This window comes from Bifidobacterium sp. H6bp9, assembly GCF_032193695.1.
Lineage (GTDB): Bacteria > Actinomycetota > Actinomycetes > Actinomycetales > Bifidobacteriaceae > Bombiscardovia > Bombiscardovia kimbladii.
This window is the reverse complement of sequence record NZ_JASTZY010000001.1, coordinates 624340-642097: the sequence shown is the minus strand read 5'-3', so window position 1 is coordinate 642097 and position 17758 is coordinate 624340. Positions and strand designations below refer to the sequence as shown.

Below are 17758 nucleotides of genomic sequence, written 5' to 3'. Positions count from 1 at the left end.
ATTGACACGCCTCTGTTGACAGCGATGATTTAACGTTTTATCGTAATCATACGACAGCGATAAAACGTTAAACCAATGGCGTGAACGCTGTACACCGGATGATGATGAAGCGTCGACTTTCCGTGGAATTGCGGGGGAGAGTAATGCCGGCCATCAACCTCACGGTCACGGCGACCGAGCGGTGGATGACCGCTGATGCGGGATTCGATGCTGACGAGAATGTCGCGTGACAGCTCGTCTGATTCCGGTTGACGGGAGTTCCGAGAGGAACGGAAACGAGGAAATCAATGGAGAGCCGGAAGAAATCAATTCTATGCGTTGACACGGGCGTGGACGATGCCCTCGCACTTTGCTATGCTCTGTCTCACGAGGATCTTGACCTGATCGGGATCTGTGCCTCCTACGGCATGGCTACTGTCCCCAAGACCTACTCCAACACCAAGCACATTGTGAACATGATGGGTCGAGAAGACATCCCAGTCTATATGGGTAGTGAGAAGCCCTTGAGCCGTACCCGTGAATACAACGGCATGTTTCATGGCATGGATGGTCTGGGTAATCAAAATCTGCCCGACATCAGTGGTGACGCCCAGCCCGAAGAATCCATAGACTTCATCATCAACAGCATCAAACAGTATGGTGATGATCTGCAGATTATCACCACAGGTCCCATGACTGATATGGCCAAGGTGCTCATGCGCTTTCCCGAAGGCACCATACCAACTTTTACATTAGTGAGTATGGCGGGTGCGGCTATTACGCCCGGTAACAGCGGCCCATATGGGGAGGCTAACGCCAAGGCCGATCCGGAGGCTTCTAAAATCGTGCTGGAGTCTGGTGTAAACCTCACCATGGTTGGTTTGGATGTCACTAGGAAGACTCTGCTGACCAAGGAAAATCTGGAAGTCTGGCAAGGTTACGATACGCCCATGGCGCATGTGCTGAGCACGGCTGTTGAGTTCTACCTAGCTGAGTATAAGAAGTATCACCCGTATCTGGCTGGATGTGCATTGCATGATCCCCTGGCCGTCGGCGTGGCCATTGATCCGAGTCTGGTCACCACAATTCCCATGAATATGACTGTGACCACAACCGGCGAGGCGACTGGGAACACTATTGAAAATCTCGACAAGGTCGCGGAAAAACCGACGACCAAAGTCGCACTGCTGGTCGATGCCGACCGGTTCATGAAGGATTTCTATGGCCACGTCAACGCGGCCCTGCAGTGAGTAGAGGGAATGCAATGAATGAGACAACTCAAGAGCAGCGTGAGGAGTCGCTGATTCTCAAGGCGATGCCTTTTATGATTTTTCTCTGCTTCATGCAGGTGTTCAGCGATCAGATGTTTGGGATCGTGTCGCCTGATATCGCCAAAACTTTTGCGCTGACGCCAGCTCAGGTAGGTTGGTTGACGACTATCGCCTCGTTGGTTTTCGGGGTCGGAGGAGCAATTTACTCGACTCTGTCAGATGATGTGTCACCTCGGAAATTATTTACTTTTGGAACTGTGATGTTCGGCTTGGGGTCTCTGTTGATGGTGGCCTTGCAGTTCTCCTTCTGGCTGATTATCGTCGCCAGGTCCATCCAAGTAATGGGTGCAGCGGTTATACCGGGCTGCTTCGTGGTTTTTGTGCGCAAGTATCTGTCTGCTGATAAACAAGCGAAGTATCTAGGCTTCAATACAGCCATGTTCCAGCTCTCAGCCGCTCTAGGCGCTGTGTTTGGCGGCATGATCAGCAAGTACATGTCTTGGCAGGTTACGATGATCATCCCTGTTCTGGTGCTGGTCGCACTTCCTGCTTTGCGCAAATATTTGCCTGACACAGCCAAAGCTGATGAGGGACATACATCTCAGCGAATCAATATTCCATCGGTCATTGTTTTCTCTGCAGCGTTCGCATTGATCTTGCTGGCCATTAACAAGAACACTCTTCTATGGTGGGGAATGGCCGTGCTGGGTGTGGTTGTTTACGTGATTTGCTCGAAACTCGTTTCCAATCCCATTATTGATATTGCGCTGTTCAAGGTGCCCAAGCTGGTAACGGGTTCTTTGGTGGGTGCCATCGTCTATGGGACGCAGTCGGCTTTCTTCTTCGTCTTCCCGTTCCTGATGCAGGCCAATTATGATGTCAGCAGCGCCACAGTCGGCATGATGTATCTGCCGGCTAATATCTGTGCCTTCTTGTCAGGCATGTCCTCAGGTTTTATCACCAATAAAGTGGGTGCCAAGAAAGGCTTCCAGATCGGGTGCGCGGTTATTCTGCTCTCGCAGCTAATGTTCGGTTTCTTCATGGGTGGCAATATCGCCTTTATGTGGGTGGCGTTGGTGCTCTTCGGTGTTGGGTACACCATCATTTATCCTGCCTACAATTCAATCCTGCCCAATGCGTTACCCAATGAGGTAGTCGGACGTGGTATGGCGGTCAACAATCTGCTAAAGCGACTGGTGCTTACGGCTATGATCGCCGCCTCAGGTGTGCTCATTTCCGGGTCTGCCCTAGGCAAGCGGTTGGTGCCGACCATGGGCCACACAGATAAATCATTCATCTATTCCAATGTCTGCTTCATCTTTGCGGTGGTCATTGTCATAGGCATGGTGTCCTACTACTTCGTCTTCAAGAACGTGGAAGAGGACAAGCAGCAGGCCTGACGAGAATATTGCGAATTCATCGGCATTCCATGACTGGTTCCCTGCTGTCCTTTGGACTGGTGGGGAACCTGGCATGGACCCGTAGCGCTGGGAGTGTATCTCTTAGCGCGGGAAGGAACCATGATGAAACGTGGTTTGCGATATGACTTCTCGCTGCTGGCCCTCCTGCTCATACCAGTAGGCGTTTCGGTCAACGTGGTGGGTTATCAGCTGTCCTCGATTCTGAAATTCCCTATCTTCATCGATCAGATAGGCACTCTCTTTGTGTCAATGCTCGGCGGGCCCTGGGTGGGCTTGGTGACGGGACTCATGGGCAATGTAATCAACGGCATGCTCAATCCTGTGGCCTTCCCCTATGCTTTGGTTGCCATGACTACAGGGTTTGTGGCCGGACTGCTCTCCCGCTGGCGGTGGTATACGAACATCATCGGCGCAGTGGCCGCCTGCTTCGTGATCAGCATGGCGGCGGCCGTGGTTAAGGCGCCGGTCACCATAGCTGTTTTTGGCGGAGTTACTGGCGCCGGTAGCGATCTGCTGACGGCAGCCTTGCTGGTGACGGGGACTAGCCTGATCAAGTCGGTTTTTTCGACCAGCATCTTCACCGCAGTGGCCTCTACAGCCATCGATGTTTCGGTCAGTTGGGTGATCCTGCGCAAGTTGCCCGACAGGTTCCTGATCAAGTTCAATTACGGATCCCCTTATGTCAGGAAGGTCGCCACGGCATCATGACTGGTTTCATAGATCGACTGTATCCCTCCTCCAAGGCAGCCATGGTGCTGCTTGCCATCATTGTCGGCATCTTCACCCCTGGGTACATTCTGCAATATGCCATGTTCCCAGTCTTTCTGCTGCTGGCAATCATGGCCGGTAACGGCATGAGGTTCTTCAAGGCCTTTCTCTCGTCCGTCGGTACGGTCGTCCTGGTGATCTTCCTGGTGCAGGTCTTCATTGTCCGCTATCCAGACAGCGCGCATATCTGGGCGTTCATTGCTTTGTCTCCTACCGGTCTGGACAAGAGCCTGGGAATCACTTCCAGAATCGTATCCAGCGCTTCGGCCATCATGTGGTACTTCCAGGTGACCACGCCCAAGGACATGGTCTACGCCATGGAACAAGCGCATTTGCCCAAGAAGGTTACCTTTGTGATCATGTCGACCATTGGCATGGTTCCTCAGGTGATCAATCGTTCCAGGACCATTATGGATGCGCAGAAATCCCGCGGCATCGAGACCGAGGGCAACGCCTGGGCACGCGTGAAGTCCTTCGTGCCCATGTTGGGACCATTGATTTTCTCCCTAATTCAGCAGACCGAGGAACACGCTCTGGCATTGCAGTCACGGGCCTTTCTGGCGCCTGTTCCCAAGACCTCCCTTTATCGCCTCGACAAGCACACGATCGATCGGGGGATTCAGGTGATCTGCCTGCTGGTGTTGATTCTGTTCATCGTCTGGAGGATCTGGAAATGAGTGTCATCAGTCTGGAACATGTGGGATACCGTTATCCTCTGGGCTATGAGGATGCCGTGCATGATGTCTCCTTCCAGGTGGAGCAGGGGCAGGTCTGCGCGCTTCTGGGTGCCAATGGGTCGGGGAAGACCACTATCTGCAATCTGATCCGCGGCTTCATACCGCGCTTTTACCGGGGAGAGCCGACGGGTCAGGTTCAGCTGGCCGGAAGGCCTGTGGAGCAATACGATGACGCGGAACTGACCGAAACCGTCGGCTACTCCTTTCAGAACCCTTTTACGCAGATGTCCGGTGTCAAAGACAATGTGCGGGAGGAGATCGCCTATGCGCTGGAGAACCTCGGCATAGAGAGGGAGGCGATGGCCGCGCGCGTGGATGCCATGATTGATCTGCTTCACCTGGACGACATCGCCGATGCCAATCCTCTGGAGCTTTCCGGAGGGCAACGGCAGCGAGTGGCCATTGCCGCGGTGCTGGTGACGGACCCACCCATTGTCGTTTTGGATGAACCGACCTCTCAGCTGGATCCGCAGAGCACCGAGGATGTATTCAACATCATCGCTCTGCTCAAGCGCCAGGGCAAGACCGTCATCCTGGTTGAGCACAAGATCGATCTGGTGGCCCGTTACAGTGACCTGGTCATCCTCATGGAAGATGGCGGGGTGGCCATGAGTGGGCCGGCGCGTCGTGTGCTCACCGATCCGCAGGTCTTGGATCACGGCGGTCAGTTGCCCGAGGTCACCCGCTTCTTCCTGGAACGCAACCAGAAGCTGGGGTTGAATGATCCCGTGCCGCTCTCGGTTGAGGATGCCATAAAATGTTACGGACGGAAAGGGGCCTGAAGATGGCCTATCTTGAGTTGGACAGGGTCGGATATACCTATCCAAACGGATATCAGGCTCTGCGGGAGGTCAGCCTGTCCTGCGAACTTGGGGAAGCTGTTGCCATCATCGGTCGCAACGGGGCCGGAAAGACCACCATGGTCAAGCTCATGAACGGACTGCTCAAGCCCACTCATGGTCGCGTCATGGTGGACGGGACCGCAACCGATCAAGAGGATGCCGCCCATGTGGCAGCCAAGGTCGGCTATGTCTTTCAGAATCCGGATGATCAGATCTTCCAAGACAGCATCCGTCGGGAAATAGCCTATGGTCTGGTGAAAAAGCGTGTTGCCTGGGACCGTATCGGGGGGCGGGTCGCCTGGGCCGCTGAAGTCTGCGGTTTAGATGACAGCTTGGATTCTCATCCCTATGACCTTCCCTTTTCGCAGCGCAAGTTCGTCACCATAGCCTCGGCTTTGGTCATGGACCCTCAGGTGCTGATTCTGGACGAGCCTACCGCTGGTCAGGACAGGGCCGCTACGGACCTGCTGGCAGGGATAATCCAGCAGGTGACGGCAATGGGCAAGACGGTCATCACCATCAGTCATGACATGGAGTTCGTCACTCGTCATTTCCAGCGGGGCATTGTCATGGCCGACAGACAGATCCTCATGGATGGGCCCATCGCTCGGATCTTCAGGGATGATGATCTGCTTGAACAGGCTCATCTGGCCCGTCCCTATCTGGCGCAGTTGGCCCAGGCCTGGGGCTTCCACAACGTGCTCACCTCTGAGGATTTCATGGCGGCCCTGCCCCAGACATCATTACTGACAAATCAGTGACACTGCCCCCCCCCCCCCACTGGATAAGGTTCCAGCGTTTTATGAAGTCTATGTGCCTGGTTGAGTGGGGGGGGGGCTCTGCTCGTTTCCCCTAGAGGTAGTGCACTCCATGGGATTTTCAATGCGTCATAATCAGCAGTGGCTGGCATAGAATATTTATGCCGGCTGAAGTGCAGTCGTGTTGATGGTGACACGCGGTTGGGGCTGGCGCTTTATCGGATTTCACTGAATCACTTGAATCAACGGAGATCATAAGCGCTTCTCGGCCTAGTGCCATCACCTGTTTTTATTGAATGATGCTCATGCCTTGGCCCTTATATGACCGGTTGGGGAAAGGGGTGCCACGGCGGCATCGAGAGAGGGGTGAAGGATTGAATGGAATATTCGCTCATGACCAAGTTGGCCGCTGAATGTGTCGGCACCGCCATATTGATGATCTTCGGGAACGGCGCGGTCGCCGACGTGGATCTGGAAGGCACCAAGGGCCGCCATTCCGGCTGGCTCACTATTGCCATGGGGTATGGCTTCGGAGTCATGTTTCCCGTGCTCATGTTTGGCGGGGTATCCGGAGCCCACATCAACCCGGCCATGACTCTGGGACAAGCCGTCATCGGCATCTTTCCCTGGAGCCAGGTTCTGCCATATATTCTGGCGCAGCTGGTCGGAGCGGCCTTGGGCCAGTTGGTGGTCTATACCTGCTACTTCCCGCACTACCGCATGGCCAAAGACCCTTCGCCGATCTTGGGCACCTTCTGCACCACTGACGCCTCGGGCTCGTTGGTCAACTACTTCATCAATGAGTTCTTTGGCACGCTGGTGTTGGTCCTGGGAGCCCTCTGCTGTCTGCAGGGCCCTTGGGGGTCTAAGGGGTTGGCTGCCGCCTCCATTGTTGTCGGCTTGATCGTCTGGGGGCTGGTCACCTCTCTGGGCGGTCCCACCGGCCCCGGTTTGAACCCCGCACGTGATTTGGTGCCGCGCTTCCTTCACTGGATTCTGCCCGTGCCCAACAAGGGAGATTCGCGCTGGAGGGAGGCTTGGATCCCAGTGGTGGCGCCCATCATTGGTGCCATCGTCGGAGCAGTGATTTTCAAGGTTTTCTTCGCCTCCTGATCAACAGACAGCCAAGGTCCCGGGCTCCTTCTCGGAGGCCCGGGAACCGGCGTCTGAACACGCAAGCATAGACATCATATTGTCATGTTGTTATAATGTTTGCGGAATTCGAGGTTGAAGATTCCGTGGGGAGGCATCCACCCTCCCGCGAACGTTCGCTACGAAGCGGATGGACTTCATTGTATGCGAGGAGGCAAATTGCTGGACGAGTATTTCCCGGAAGGCACCGTCATGTACAGGGACGGCGTGGCCGATTGGGAGGAAGCAGTGGATGTGGTCACCGCTCCGCTGGTTGACTTGGGAAGGACCAAGCCCTCTTATGTGGAGGCCATCAAGGCTTCGATACGCAAACCAGGCGGCACCTACATTGATCTGGGTCAAGGCATCGCCATGGCCCACGCCAGGCCGGAGGCAGGCGTTGTGACCACTTCCCTGTCGGTGCTGAAGGTCGGCAGGCCCTTTTTGCTGGCCGATTCACAGGATCACCCGATCAGCACGTTCTTCTGCCTGGCCGCGCAGGACTCGAACAGCCATTTGAGCCTGATGCAATCGTTGGCGACCTTCCTGAGTGACGGCACCAATCAGGAACGGCTGGGCAAGGCCGCGAACGTTGAGGAATTGAGGACGATCCTCAAGGAAGAAAGGTAATCAATATGAAGGTTCTGACGGTTTGCAGCACTGGACTGGGTTCGAGCTTCATCACTCAGCTCAACATCGACAAGGCCTTGAAAGAACTTGGCGTAACCGGTGTCGAGACCGACCATAGCGATTTGGGCTCTGTCAACAAGGGCGATGCCGATGTTATTTTTGTCGGGCGTGACATCGCTGATGCTGCCAAGGATCTGGGCGACGTAGTTGTTCTGAACAGCCTGATCGATATGAATGAGATCAAAGAAAAGCTGGCCGAGGCTCTGAAGCGTCACGGTGTTGATGTCCATGAAGAGGGGCAGAAGGCATGAACGGTGCATTAAAAGTTCTTTTGGACATTTTCCGACAGCCTGCCGTCATCGTCGCGCTGATCTCCCTGATCGGTCTGGCCCTGCAGCGCAAGTCTGCTACGGACGTCATGAAGGGGACTGTCAGGACATTCGTAGGCTTTCTGGTTCTGACCGCAGGCGCAGGCGTGGTAACCAACGCACTGACCCCCTTTGGGGATATGTTCCAGCATGCCTTCCATGTTCAGGGCGTCGTCCCCAACAATGAGGCCATCGTTGGCACGGTCCTGGTCAAATACGGCTCTATCGCTGCTCTGATCTTCTTCTTCGGGATGATTGTCAACATCCTGCTTTCGGCTACTTCATATTTCAAATATGTGTATTTGTCGGGCCACGTAGCCTTCTATATGGCCACGATGATAACCGTCATTTTCGTCACAGCCGGATTCCCCACCTGGCAGACTTTGCTCTGGGGATCCATCGCCCAAGGGCTGGTCGTGACTCTTTCCCCTGCAATTGTGCAGCCCTTCATGAAAAAGGTCACTGGCACCGATGATGTGGCCCTGGGGCACACTGGTGGCTCGGGCATCGCCCTGGGTGGTCTGGTAGCAACGCTCACCCGCAGCAAGAAGCATCCATCCAAATCGACTGAGGAGATCAACTTTCCCAAGAATCTGGGCTTCCTGCGCGATACCACGGTCATCGTGGCCCTGTCTATGGCCGTGATCTATGTGATTGTGGCACTCTTCGCAGGTTCTGCTTATATTGAGAGCAAGCTCAGCAGCGGACAGAACTTTATCGTCTATGTGATCATTCAGGCAGCCACTTTCTCAGCCGGCGTCTATATCATCCTGGCGGGTGTTCGCGTGGTCTTGGGTGAGATCGTTCCTGCCTTCAAGGGCATCAGCGAGCACCTGGTCAAGAACGCCAAGCCTGCCTTGGACGTTCCCGTCACCTTCACCTTTGCTCCCAACGCCGTTCTGATTGGGTTCCTGTCCAGCTTCGTCGGCGGCATCGTAGGCATGGCCATTTTGGCTTTGGCCGGTACGACCGTCATCATCCCCGGCGTCGTGTCCCACTTCATGACCGGCGGCGCCACAGGCGTGATCGGTAACGGCGCGGGCGGGCGACGTGGAGCCGTTCTCGGTTCCTTTGTCAACGGACTGGCCATCACCTTCCTGCCCTACCTGCTCTTGCCGGTGCTAGGCTCCTTGGGCAAGGGAGCCGCAACGTATTCCGGTCCTGATTTCGGCGTTGCCGGTCTTTTCCTGGGGTATCTCGATAAGGCAGGCGGGCAGATTGCCATGATTGTGGGAATCATTGTCGTGCTGGTCCTGGTCTATGTGGTTTCCTACTTCATGAACAAGCGCAAGAAGGCCATTTCGGCCGCGGCTGATGTGGCTGACAAGGCCAAGGCCACTGCCTGAGTCTGAAACCTGATCCTGCCTGAAGTCGGCAGCGAGGGCGATGAAGGACCATGGTATTCGACGAGCTTTACGGAATCGATACCATGGCCCCTCCGCAGTAGCTGGATGTTCTATTGCAGTTTGCTGTAGCGCGAAAACACGGAGCTTGTACGATATTGTTGAGGATGACAATCCCCGGTTGGCACGGTGGCAGGATTGCAATTCATGAATGCGATGAAGTCGGGTGGGGGGTCGGTTCTGCAATGGTAGATGGAATTCCCAAGTATGTGTCCGTGCGAGACCATTTGCGCGGAAGCATCAAGCGGATGAAGGATGGGGCGCAGCTGCCTACTGAGTCCCAACTTTGCGCACGGTACAAGGTCAGTCGGATCACGGTTCGCCATGCCATAGAAGATCTGATCCGTGAGGGGCTGATCGTTCGTAGCCAGGGCAAGGGGACCTTCAAGCTGAAGTCGCCCGCTTCCTCCCGCGAGGTGATCAACGGCCGCATCAGAGGCTTCTGGCGTCAGCAGCATGACCTGGGCAGAACGGTCAAGACCCGAGTGCTGGGCAACAGGATTGTCAAGAAAGCCGATATTGCATCAAAGCTGGGTCTGGAGGCTGAAGCGGACCTGATCGAGCTGGAGCGGCTGCGCTATGTCAATGGCAACCTACAGCAATATGTCTGCACTTACCTGCCGGATGCACAGTTTCCGGAGATACTCGAGCATGATTTCTCCGACGGATCCCTCTATGATTTCATCGAAGGACGATACGACGTCAGGCTCGCCAGGAATGAGGTCGTGGTCCGCATCGAGAATGTCGATTCGCGGATTGCCGGGTACTTTCATGTGGACAAGGGTCGGCCCGTGCTGGCTATGGACTCCACCGTCTTCGACGGATTCGGCTCAGTGGTGGCATTCGGCGTGGCTCTCCAACCGCCTGCATATTCCGAAATAGAGTTCGTCATCAACGGCGTGCCGGACTCCAGGTAATATTCCTTGCTCAGGAAGGTCGGTGGTGGCCTCTGGCGATGACTGTGATTGTTTCCCGCCCCTGGACAGTCCTTCATGGCGGTGTTCGGGAATTGCGGTCTAGTTCCCGTGGCAGGGTGCGCCTGAATGGGATCCACTGTCTGTGTGTCGTGTTTGTCGTGCTTGAATGGGTCGTCCTGCCATGGATATGATTGACCATATATGCCCGATTCCTCGCAATGAGTGTATCGGAGATGGGAAGGCAGGTGCGACCATGGGGCGTCTTCAAGGCAGGAAAGAGCGCGAGCCGTTTGTGCTCGAGCATGCCAGTATCGCGACCGGAGATGAGCAAGGCACGGTCCAGAAGGATATGTCTGTTCTGGTGTCCGCGGACGGCCGGATAGAGCAGGTCTGCCCGACCCCGCTGGCCTACGTGCCTTCCGGATATCACCGGATCAACGCTACGGGCAAGTTTGTGGCGCCTGGACTCATCAATGCCCATACCCATCTTTTTGCCGACGGCAAACCCCTGTCTGGCGGTACGGATCTGTCGCCGCGCGTGGTCGACGCTGCTTTGAAAGTGGTGCACAGCCCTGCCGGCAAAGTCCTTATGGATGCCAGGATCAAAGGCAACGTTTCCACTCTGCTGAATTCTGGAGTGACGACCATCCGTACCCTGGGTGATGTGGGCTATGAGGCGGTTCGTCTGCGTGACAAGATTGATGCCGACGAGCTGACCGGCCCGCGCATGTTGGCTGCCGGTCCGCTCCTGGCGATTCCAGGAGGGCACGGTGATCCCTTCATCGCCCTGTCCTGCTCCTCTCCCGAAGAAGCCAGGCGTCGGACCCGGGAGAACCTGGATCATGGCGTCAATGCCATCAAGGTGGCTGCGACCGGTGGCGTCACCGATGCCACTAAGCTTGGCGAGGCCGGCAGCCCGCAGATGACCGAGGAGGAAATGGCCGCTGTATGCGATGAAGCCCATGAGTTTGGCGTGCTCGTCGCAGCACACGCTCAAAGCCCCGAGGGGGTCAAGGCCGCTCTCAAGGCAGGCGTGGATACCATAGAACACGGCAGTGCTCTGGATGACGAGATGATTGGGCTCTTCCTTGACAATCCGCGCTCGCTTCGTGGTTTCTCGGCCCTGGACCCCACACTGTCCGCTGGACTGCCGCTGGTCAAGATCAAACAGCAGGAGCTGGGAATCAGCGACATAGTACGCGGCAACTCCGAACTGGTCGTTGACGGCATGGTCAAGAGCGCCAAGCAGGCTCACGAGAACGGCATTGCCGTCGGCGTCGGGACCGACACCGGCATGACCTTCGTACCCCAGTACAGCACTTGGCGGGAACTCGACTATCTTGTGCGGTACGCTGACTTCACTCCGGCGCAGGCCTTCCACGCCGCCACCCAGGTCAATGCCCGAAACCTGGGCTTCGACAATGTCACTGGCTCGGTCGATACGGGCAAGGATGCGGATCTGATCGTCCTTGACGAGGACCCTGCCAAGAATGTGCGGACACTGGCTGATCCCAAGCTGGTCATCGTTCGTGGCAAGCCGGTCTGGCGTCCTAAGGTCAAGCACTTCGAGGAAATCGATCGCCTGCTCGACAGCTTCTGAGCATTTGCCTTGCGCGACCATTCAGGAGCAAGTAGTAGTTTGGCTGCCTGATGGTTTCCCGATGACCGGATGGTATGCAAGCATGTCGGTATGCAAAAGAGTGAACCGAGAGTGGGCCAGGCCGGTCAGGCCAAGGTCGTAGGAAGGTTGGCGCCTTCGCCGACTGGGCGGATGCATCTGGGCAATATCTATGCATGTCTGGCGGCCTGGCTGGGTGTCAGGTCGCAAGGGTCTGGCGGGGTACTGCGGCTTCGCATTGAAGACATAGATACGCCGAGGGTCGTCAAGGACGCTGACCGTTGGATCATGGATGACCTGGCCTGGCTGGGATTGGACTGGGATGGCGAGGTGGTCTACCAGTCCCAGCGCGCCGATGCTTACCATCAGGCATTGAAATTACTGGAATCGTCGCAATTAATTGGCGGGCAGTCCCTGATTTACCCCTGCTTCTGCTCCCGTGCCGACATCCGCGCGGCATCGGCGCCGAATGAAGGCGACGGGTTCATTGTCTATCCGGGTACCTGCCGAGGACTTTCCCCCCAGGTGGCCAGTGAAAGGCTGGCTCAAGGGCAGCGGCACAGCCTCCGAATCGCAGTCCCTGATCAGCCCGACGAGTCGGATGCCATCTGTTGCTTCGACGATCTGATCTTTGGCCCGCAGTCCTTCAATTTGTCCAGGCAGGTCGGCGATGTAGTCGTCAGACGTTCGGACGGCTTGGTTTCCTACCAGCTGGCGGTGACGGTGGATGACCTGGCCATGGGGGTCAATCAGATTGTGCGAGGAAGGGACCTGCTCAGGTCCACAGCCATCCAGATGTGGATCAGGTACCACCTGCAGCCGCAGGCTCCTCGTGTTCAGTATGCCCATTTGCCGCTGATCGATGGCGTAGACGGCAGGAGAATGTCCAAACGCTTCGGATCGCCGGACCTGGGGTTGCTTAGGAGAGACGGATGGACGGCCAAGCAGGTGCTGGGGATCTGCGGCTGGCTCCTGGGAATCTTGGACTGTCCCAGACCTGCAAGTGCGCGGGAGCTGCTGGATGGTTTCACGTGGAACACGCTGGCCGCTGACCGCAAGGACCGGCATCTTGACCTGAGCAAACTGAACGTTTCTGAAGTAAGGCCGGATCTGTGAGCTCTTCGATTTTGAATTTCCTTGCTCGTTTCTGGCATCAGCTTTCTCCCGGGCTTGTGAGCTTGCCGGTATGAGCCACTGGCTACCATGGCCTCAGTCAAGGCTTCCGGATTTTAAGGAGGTAGCGGGTCATGGTCGCCTATATGGACCACAAGGATCTGGGCAATCGGCAGATCAGCCGGGAACGGGCGGTGCAGATCACGGATGGGGTCAAGCGTGTGGCTGACAGGATCGCCAAAGCGGAGGACTCCGCCGGCCGAAAAGAAGGCTCGGTGACTCTGCTGGCGGCTACCAAGACCCGCGATGTGGGCGAGATCATGGCAGCCATTGATGCCGGGGTGCGTCGGATCGGCGAGAACCGTCCTCAGGAGGTCACCGCCAAGGCCCAGGGTTTGCTGGAGCTCTGTCGGGACAGGGGACTGGTCCTTGGCACCGACGCTGCAGACAGTGATTCATCAAGCGCCAGCGTGGGCTTCCGCCTCATTGGGCAGCTCCAATCCAACAAGATCAATAAGATCCTGCCATATGTCGACACGGTCGAGTCGGTCGACGGGCCCTCGCTGGCTCGAAAGCTGGCAACGCGGGCACTGGCGGCGGGCAGAACTGTGGGCATCCTCCTGGAGGTCAACGAGTCCGGCGAGCAGGCCAAGTCGGGCTGCGCTCCCGACCAGGCCCTGGATCTGGCCTATGAGCTGGCCAGTATGGAGGGGATTAGGCTCAAGGGTCTGATGACCGTCGGCGCCCATGTGGATGATGAGGCCGTCATCAGGAGCGGATTCGCCCATCTCCGCGGCCTGCGAGACCGCATCAGGGATTCAGGGGAGCCGGGCACGGACACCTGCACCATGCTGTCCATGGGCATGACCGGAGACATGGAGTATGCGGTGGCCGAGGGGTCGACCGAGGTCCGTGTAGGCACAGCCATCTTCGGCCCTCGGGCTTTTATCTGACCGGCAGCTCTCTGTTTCAGGACCCGAACCTGTCAAGAGGCCCGGCCTGGGGCTAGACTGTGCCCTATGAGAATCGCGCGTTTTTCCTACAAGGACACCCCACGATACGCCTTCGTCCAAACTGACAAGCAGGACGGCAAGGACTACCTGGTCGAGCTGAGCGGCTACCCCCTGACCGGCCAGCAGGTCGAACCCACCGGCCAGCGTTACCCATTGGACGACGAGGATGTGCGGCTACTGGCTCCGGTCATCCCTTCCAAGATTTACGGGGCAGCCAAGAACTACCGCGCCCACGCCGCCTACATGGCCGAGCATGGCCAGTCCTCGAACCCGGTACCACCGGAGAAGCTCATGCTCTTCATGAAGCCCTCCACCTCGGTCATTGGCCCTGACGACCCCATCGTTAAGCCCTCCTACAGCAAGGACATGAATTACGAGCCCGAGGTGGCCGTCGTCATGGGCAGGATGGCACGGAAAGTGAGCGCCAATGAGGCCATGGACTATGTGCTGGGCTACACATGCGTCAACGATGTGACCCTGCGCGACCTGCAGAAGAATGATCCTATGTGGACACGCTGCAAGGGCTTTGACACCGCCTGCCCCCTTGGGCCTTGGATCGAGACCGACCTGGACTATCGGGATGCGAAGATCTCCTTCAAGCTCAACGGGGAAGAGGTGCCCGAGGCCAGCGGCACCACCGCGAACCTGATCCACTCCATTCCTGAGCAGATCGCCTTCATCTCCAGCTTCGCCACCCTGTTGCCCGGCGATGTCATCATGACCGGTACCCCTAACGCCACAGGTTCGTTGAAAAACCGCGACGAGGCCACGGTCCAGGTGGAGGGAATCGGCTACCTGCGCAATGTGGTCATAGACGAGTAACGAATAAGAGGAGAAACAAGCAAGGCAAAAACTTGAGTCGAATGGGCTCAAGTTTGGGAATAGGTGTCCTCCTTCTGCTGTTGTAGAAGACAGATGAACCCGTGACGGGGTCTGGTCGAGTGTTTCGGCAGCCCCCGCCGAAGAATGTTGGAGGATGCTCTATGAACGAAAACTTCACCACCATGGCCCAGCAGGCCATAGGCGATGCTATCCAGTCGGCCTCGGCGGCCGGCAACCCCCAGGTGGATGTGCTCCATCTGTTGGACTCTCTGCTGCGTCAGCAGTCCGGAGTGGTGCCTGGACTGATCCAGGCCGCTGGTGGTGACAGCCAACGAGTCGGAGCAGAGGTCCGTCAGGCCCTGGTGGCTCTGCCGTCAGCCAGCGGATCCACGGCCTCGCAGCCCGATGCCAGCCGTCAGCTCAGCATGGCCCTGGCCCAGGCTGAGAAGGAAATGCAGGCCATGGGGGATGAGTACGTCTCCACCGAGCACCTGCTCATCGCCATAGCCCAGGGTCCCTCGCAGGCCGCCGATATTCTGAATCGGAACGGTCTGCAGGCCGATACCCTGCGCAAGGCCGTGCCCCAGGTGCGCGGCGGCGCCAAGGTGACCAGCCCGGATGCCGAGGGTACCTACAAGGCCCTGGAGAAGTACTCCACCGATCTGACCGCCCAGGCCAAGGAGGGCAAGCTGGACCCGGTCATCGGCAGGGACCAGGAGATTCGTCGTGTCATGCAGATCCTGTCCCGGCGGACCAAGAACAACCCGGTCCTTATCGGCGAGCCCGGTGTGGGCAAGACCGCTGTGGTCGAGGGTCTGGCCGAGCGCATCGTGGCCGGCGACGTACCCACCACCCTGCAGGGCAAGAGGCTGATCTCCCTGGATCTGAGCTCCATGGTGGCTGGCAGCAAGTACCGCGGCGAATTTGAGGAGCGCCTCAAGGCAGTCCTCAATGAGATCAAGAGCGCCAACGGTCAGGTCATCACCTTCATCGACGAGATCCACACCATAGTCGGAGCTGGTGCGGCCGAAGGATCCATGGACGCAGGCAACATGCTCAAGCCCATGCTGGCCAGGGGTGAACTGCGCCTGATCGGCGCCACCACCCTGGACGAGTACCGTGAGAACATCGAGAAGGACCCGGCTCTGGAGCGCCGCTTCCAGCAGGTCTTCGTGGGCGAGCCCTCCGTGGAGGACACCGTGGCCATCCTGCGTGGCCTCAAGCAGCGTTACGAGGCCCACCACAAGGTGACCATCGGGGATGATGCCCTGGTGGCGGCAGCTACGCTGTCCAACCGGTACATCTCTGGTCGTCAGCTGCCCGATAAGGCCATCGATCTGGTTGACGAGGCCGCTGCCCACCTGAGGATGGAGCTGGACTCCCAGCCTGAGGAGATTGATGAGCTTCAACGCCGCGTCACCCGTCTGGAGATGGAGGAGATGCAGCTGAAAAAGGCCGATGACCCTGCCTCCAAGGACCGCCTGAGCAAGCTGCAGGCCGAGCTGGCGGACTCCCGTGAGAAGCTGGGGGGTCTCAAGGCCCGTTGGGAGAATGAGAAGGCTGGCCATAACAAGGTCGGCGACCTGCGCGCCCAGCTGGATGCCAAGAGGGTCGAAGCTGACAAGGCCACCCGTGAGGGCGACCTGGAGAAGGCTTCCCGCATCCTCTATGGAGAGATCCCCGGCATTCGCAAGCAGCTGGCCCAGGCGGAGAACGCGGCCGAGCAGGCCAAGAACGCCGCCAATGATGCTGGTCCCGACGGAGCTGACATCGCCGGGGGCCCAGCCCAGGAGCCCATGGTTCCCGACCATGTTGATGCGGATTCCGTGGCTGAGATCGTCTCTGACTGGACTGGGATTCCCGTAGGACGGCTCATGGAGGGCGAGAACGAGAAACTCCTGCATATGGAGGACTACCTGGGCAAGCGGGTGGTCGGCCAGCAGGAGGCCATCCATGCGGTATCCGACGCGGTCCGGCGCTCGCGTGCCGGCATCGCCGACCCTGACAGGCCCACCGGATCCTTCATGTTCCTGGGCCCCACCGGCGTGGGCAAGACGGAGCTGGCCAAGGCTCTGGCCGACTTCCTCTTCGACGACGAGAAGGCCATGGTCCGCATCGACATGTCAGAGTACATGGAGAAGGCCTCGGTCTCTCGTCTGATCGGCGCTGCCCCCGGCTACGTGGGCTATGAGGAGGGTGGTCAGCTGACCGAGGCCGTGCGCAGGCGGCCCTACTCGGTGGTCCTTTTCGACGAGGTGGAGAAGGCCAACCCCGAGGTCTTCGACCTGCTCCTGCAGGTTCTGGACGACGGCAGGCTGACCGATGGCCAAGGTAGGACGGTGGACTTCAAGAACACCATCCTGATCATGACCTCAAACCTGGGCTCGCAGTTCCTGGTCCGGGACGACCTGGACGAGGAGGGCAAGCGCAAGGCCGTCATGGATGCCGTACACGCCAACTTCAAGCCCGAGTTCATCAACCGGCTGGACGACCTGGTCATCTTCCACCCGCTGACCCGCGACGAGCTGGGTTCCATCGTGGACATTCAGGTCAAGCAGGTGGCCCAGCGGCTGACTGATCGGCGCATCACCCTGGATGTCACCGACTCCGCCCGGGAGTGGCTGGCCAACATGGGCTATGACCCGGCCTTCGGCGCTCGTCCCCTGCGTCGGCTGGTGCAAACCGAGGTTGGCGATCAGCTGGCCAGGATGCTGCTGGCCGGCAAGGTCCACGACGGCGACACGGTTCTGGTGGACCAGACCGGTGGCGACCACCTGGAGCTGACTGCCTGGCCCACCGAGAATCTGGTCGATGACTCGGTCACGGTCGACGATGTGACGGCTGATGGCGATGCCGATGCTGATGCCGGCGATGGCGGACGCGATGGTGGCCGTGGCCGTCATGCCGCTCGTGGCGACGATCAGGATGAGGCCCAGTCCCGCTGAGATCAATTAGGGTCGGCACACG

Annotated in this window: 16 protein-coding genes; all 16 read left to right on the top strand. The window is 57.9% G+C overall.

Annotated features, from left to right (window positions below; translation table 11 throughout):
* Positions 1-287: 287 nt before the first annotated feature.
* The 16 genes from QRX40_RS02685 to clpB all read left to right on the top strand — a co-directional run bounded on the left by QRX40_RS02685 (position 288) and on the right by clpB (position 17736).
* Positions 288-1229, top strand: coding sequence for a nucleoside hydrolase (locus QRX40_RS02685; protein WP_154312887.1), 942 nt, complete (start codon positions 288-290; stop codon positions 1227-1229).
* A 14-nt stretch (positions 1230-1243) separates the two neighbouring features.
* The gene (locus QRX40_RS02680) at positions 1244-2650 is read left to right on the top strand and encodes an MFS transporter (RefSeq protein ID WP_313836103.1); all 1407 of its coding nucleotides are present in this window, start codon (positions 1244-1246) and stop codon (positions 2648-2650) included.
* Positions 2651-2773: 123 nt separating this feature from the next.
* Positions 2774-3379 carry an ECF transporter S component gene (locus QRX40_RS02675; protein ID WP_313836102.1) on the top strand — a complete coding sequence of 202 codons (606 nt, stop codon included), beginning with the start codon at positions 2774-2776 and terminating at the stop codon, positions 3377-3379.
* A complete protein-coding gene (locus QRX40_RS02670) occupies positions 3376-4116 on the top strand; it encodes an energy-coupling factor transporter transmembrane component T (RefSeq protein ID WP_313836100.1) in 741 nt (246 codons plus the stop codon). The genes QRX40_RS02675 and QRX40_RS02670 overlap by 4 nt, the downstream gene beginning before the upstream one ends.
* Positions 4113-4958, top strand: coding sequence for an ABC transporter ATP-binding protein (locus tag QRX40_RS02665; RefSeq protein WP_313836098.1), 846 nt, complete (start codon positions 4113-4115; stop codon positions 4956-4958). The genes QRX40_RS02670 and QRX40_RS02665 overlap by 4 nt, the downstream gene beginning before the upstream one ends.
* Before the next feature lie 2 nt (positions 4959-4960).
* The gene (locus QRX40_RS02660; RefSeq protein WP_313836096.1) at positions 4961-5779 is read left to right on the top strand and encodes an energy-coupling factor ABC transporter ATP-binding protein; all 819 of its coding nucleotides are present in this window, start codon (positions 4961-4963) and stop codon (positions 5777-5779) included.
* Between the two features lie 375 nt (positions 5780-6154).
* Positions 6155-6889 (top strand): MIP/aquaporin family protein, encoded by a 735-nt coding sequence (locus QRX40_RS02655; protein WP_313836095.1) that lies wholly within the window; start codon positions 6155-6157, stop codon positions 6887-6889.
* Between the two features lie 183 nt (positions 6890-7072).
* Positions 7073-7537 carry a PTS sugar transporter subunit IIA gene (locus tag QRX40_RS02650; RefSeq protein WP_313836093.1) on the top strand — a complete coding sequence of 155 codons (465 nt, stop codon included), beginning with the start codon at positions 7073-7075 and terminating at the stop codon, positions 7535-7537.
* Positions 7538-7542: 5 nt separating this feature from the next.
* Positions 7543-7848: a PTS sugar transporter subunit IIB gene (locus QRX40_RS02645; RefSeq protein WP_313836091.1), complete on the top strand. Its 306-nt coding sequence runs from the start codon at positions 7543-7545 to the stop codon at positions 7846-7848.
* Positions 7845-9251, top strand: a complete 1407-nt coding sequence (locus QRX40_RS02640; protein ID WP_313836090.1) for a PTS ascorbate transporter subunit IIC — start codon at positions 7845-7847, stop codon at positions 9249-9251. The genes QRX40_RS02645 and QRX40_RS02640 overlap by 4 nt, the downstream gene beginning before the upstream one ends.
* Before the next feature lie 242 nt (positions 9252-9493).
* Positions 9494-10225, top strand: coding sequence for a GntR family transcriptional regulator (locus QRX40_RS02635; RefSeq protein ID WP_313836088.1), 732 nt, complete (start codon positions 9494-9496; stop codon positions 10223-10225).
* 253 nt (positions 10226-10478) lie between these two features.
* The gene (locus tag QRX40_RS02630; RefSeq protein ID WP_313836086.1) at positions 10479-11825 is read left to right on the top strand and encodes an amidohydrolase family protein; all 1347 of its coding nucleotides are present in this window, start codon (positions 10479-10481) and stop codon (positions 11823-11825) included.
* A gap of 90 nt (positions 11826-11915) precedes the next feature.
* Positions 11916-12959, top strand: a complete 1044-nt coding sequence (gene gluQRS, locus QRX40_RS02625; RefSeq protein ID WP_313836085.1) for a tRNA glutamyl-Q(34) synthetase GluQRS — start codon at positions 11916-11918, stop codon at positions 12957-12959.
* 131 nt (positions 12960-13090) lie between these two features.
* Entirely contained in the window at positions 13091-13909 is an 819-nt protein-coding gene (locus tag QRX40_RS02620; protein ID WP_313836083.1) for a YggS family pyridoxal phosphate-dependent enzyme, read from the top strand.
* Positions 13910-13975: 66 nt separating this feature from the next.
* Positions 13976-14791, top strand: a complete 816-nt coding sequence (locus tag QRX40_RS02615; protein WP_313836082.1) for a fumarylacetoacetate hydrolase family protein — start codon at positions 13976-13978, stop codon at positions 14789-14791.
* A 161-nt stretch (positions 14792-14952) separates the two neighbouring features.
* Positions 14953-17736: an ATP-dependent chaperone ClpB gene (gene clpB / locus QRX40_RS02610; RefSeq protein ID WP_313836080.1), complete on the top strand. Its 2784-nt coding sequence runs from the start codon at positions 14953-14955 to the stop codon at positions 17734-17736.
* Positions 17737-17758 lie beyond the last annotated feature (22 nt).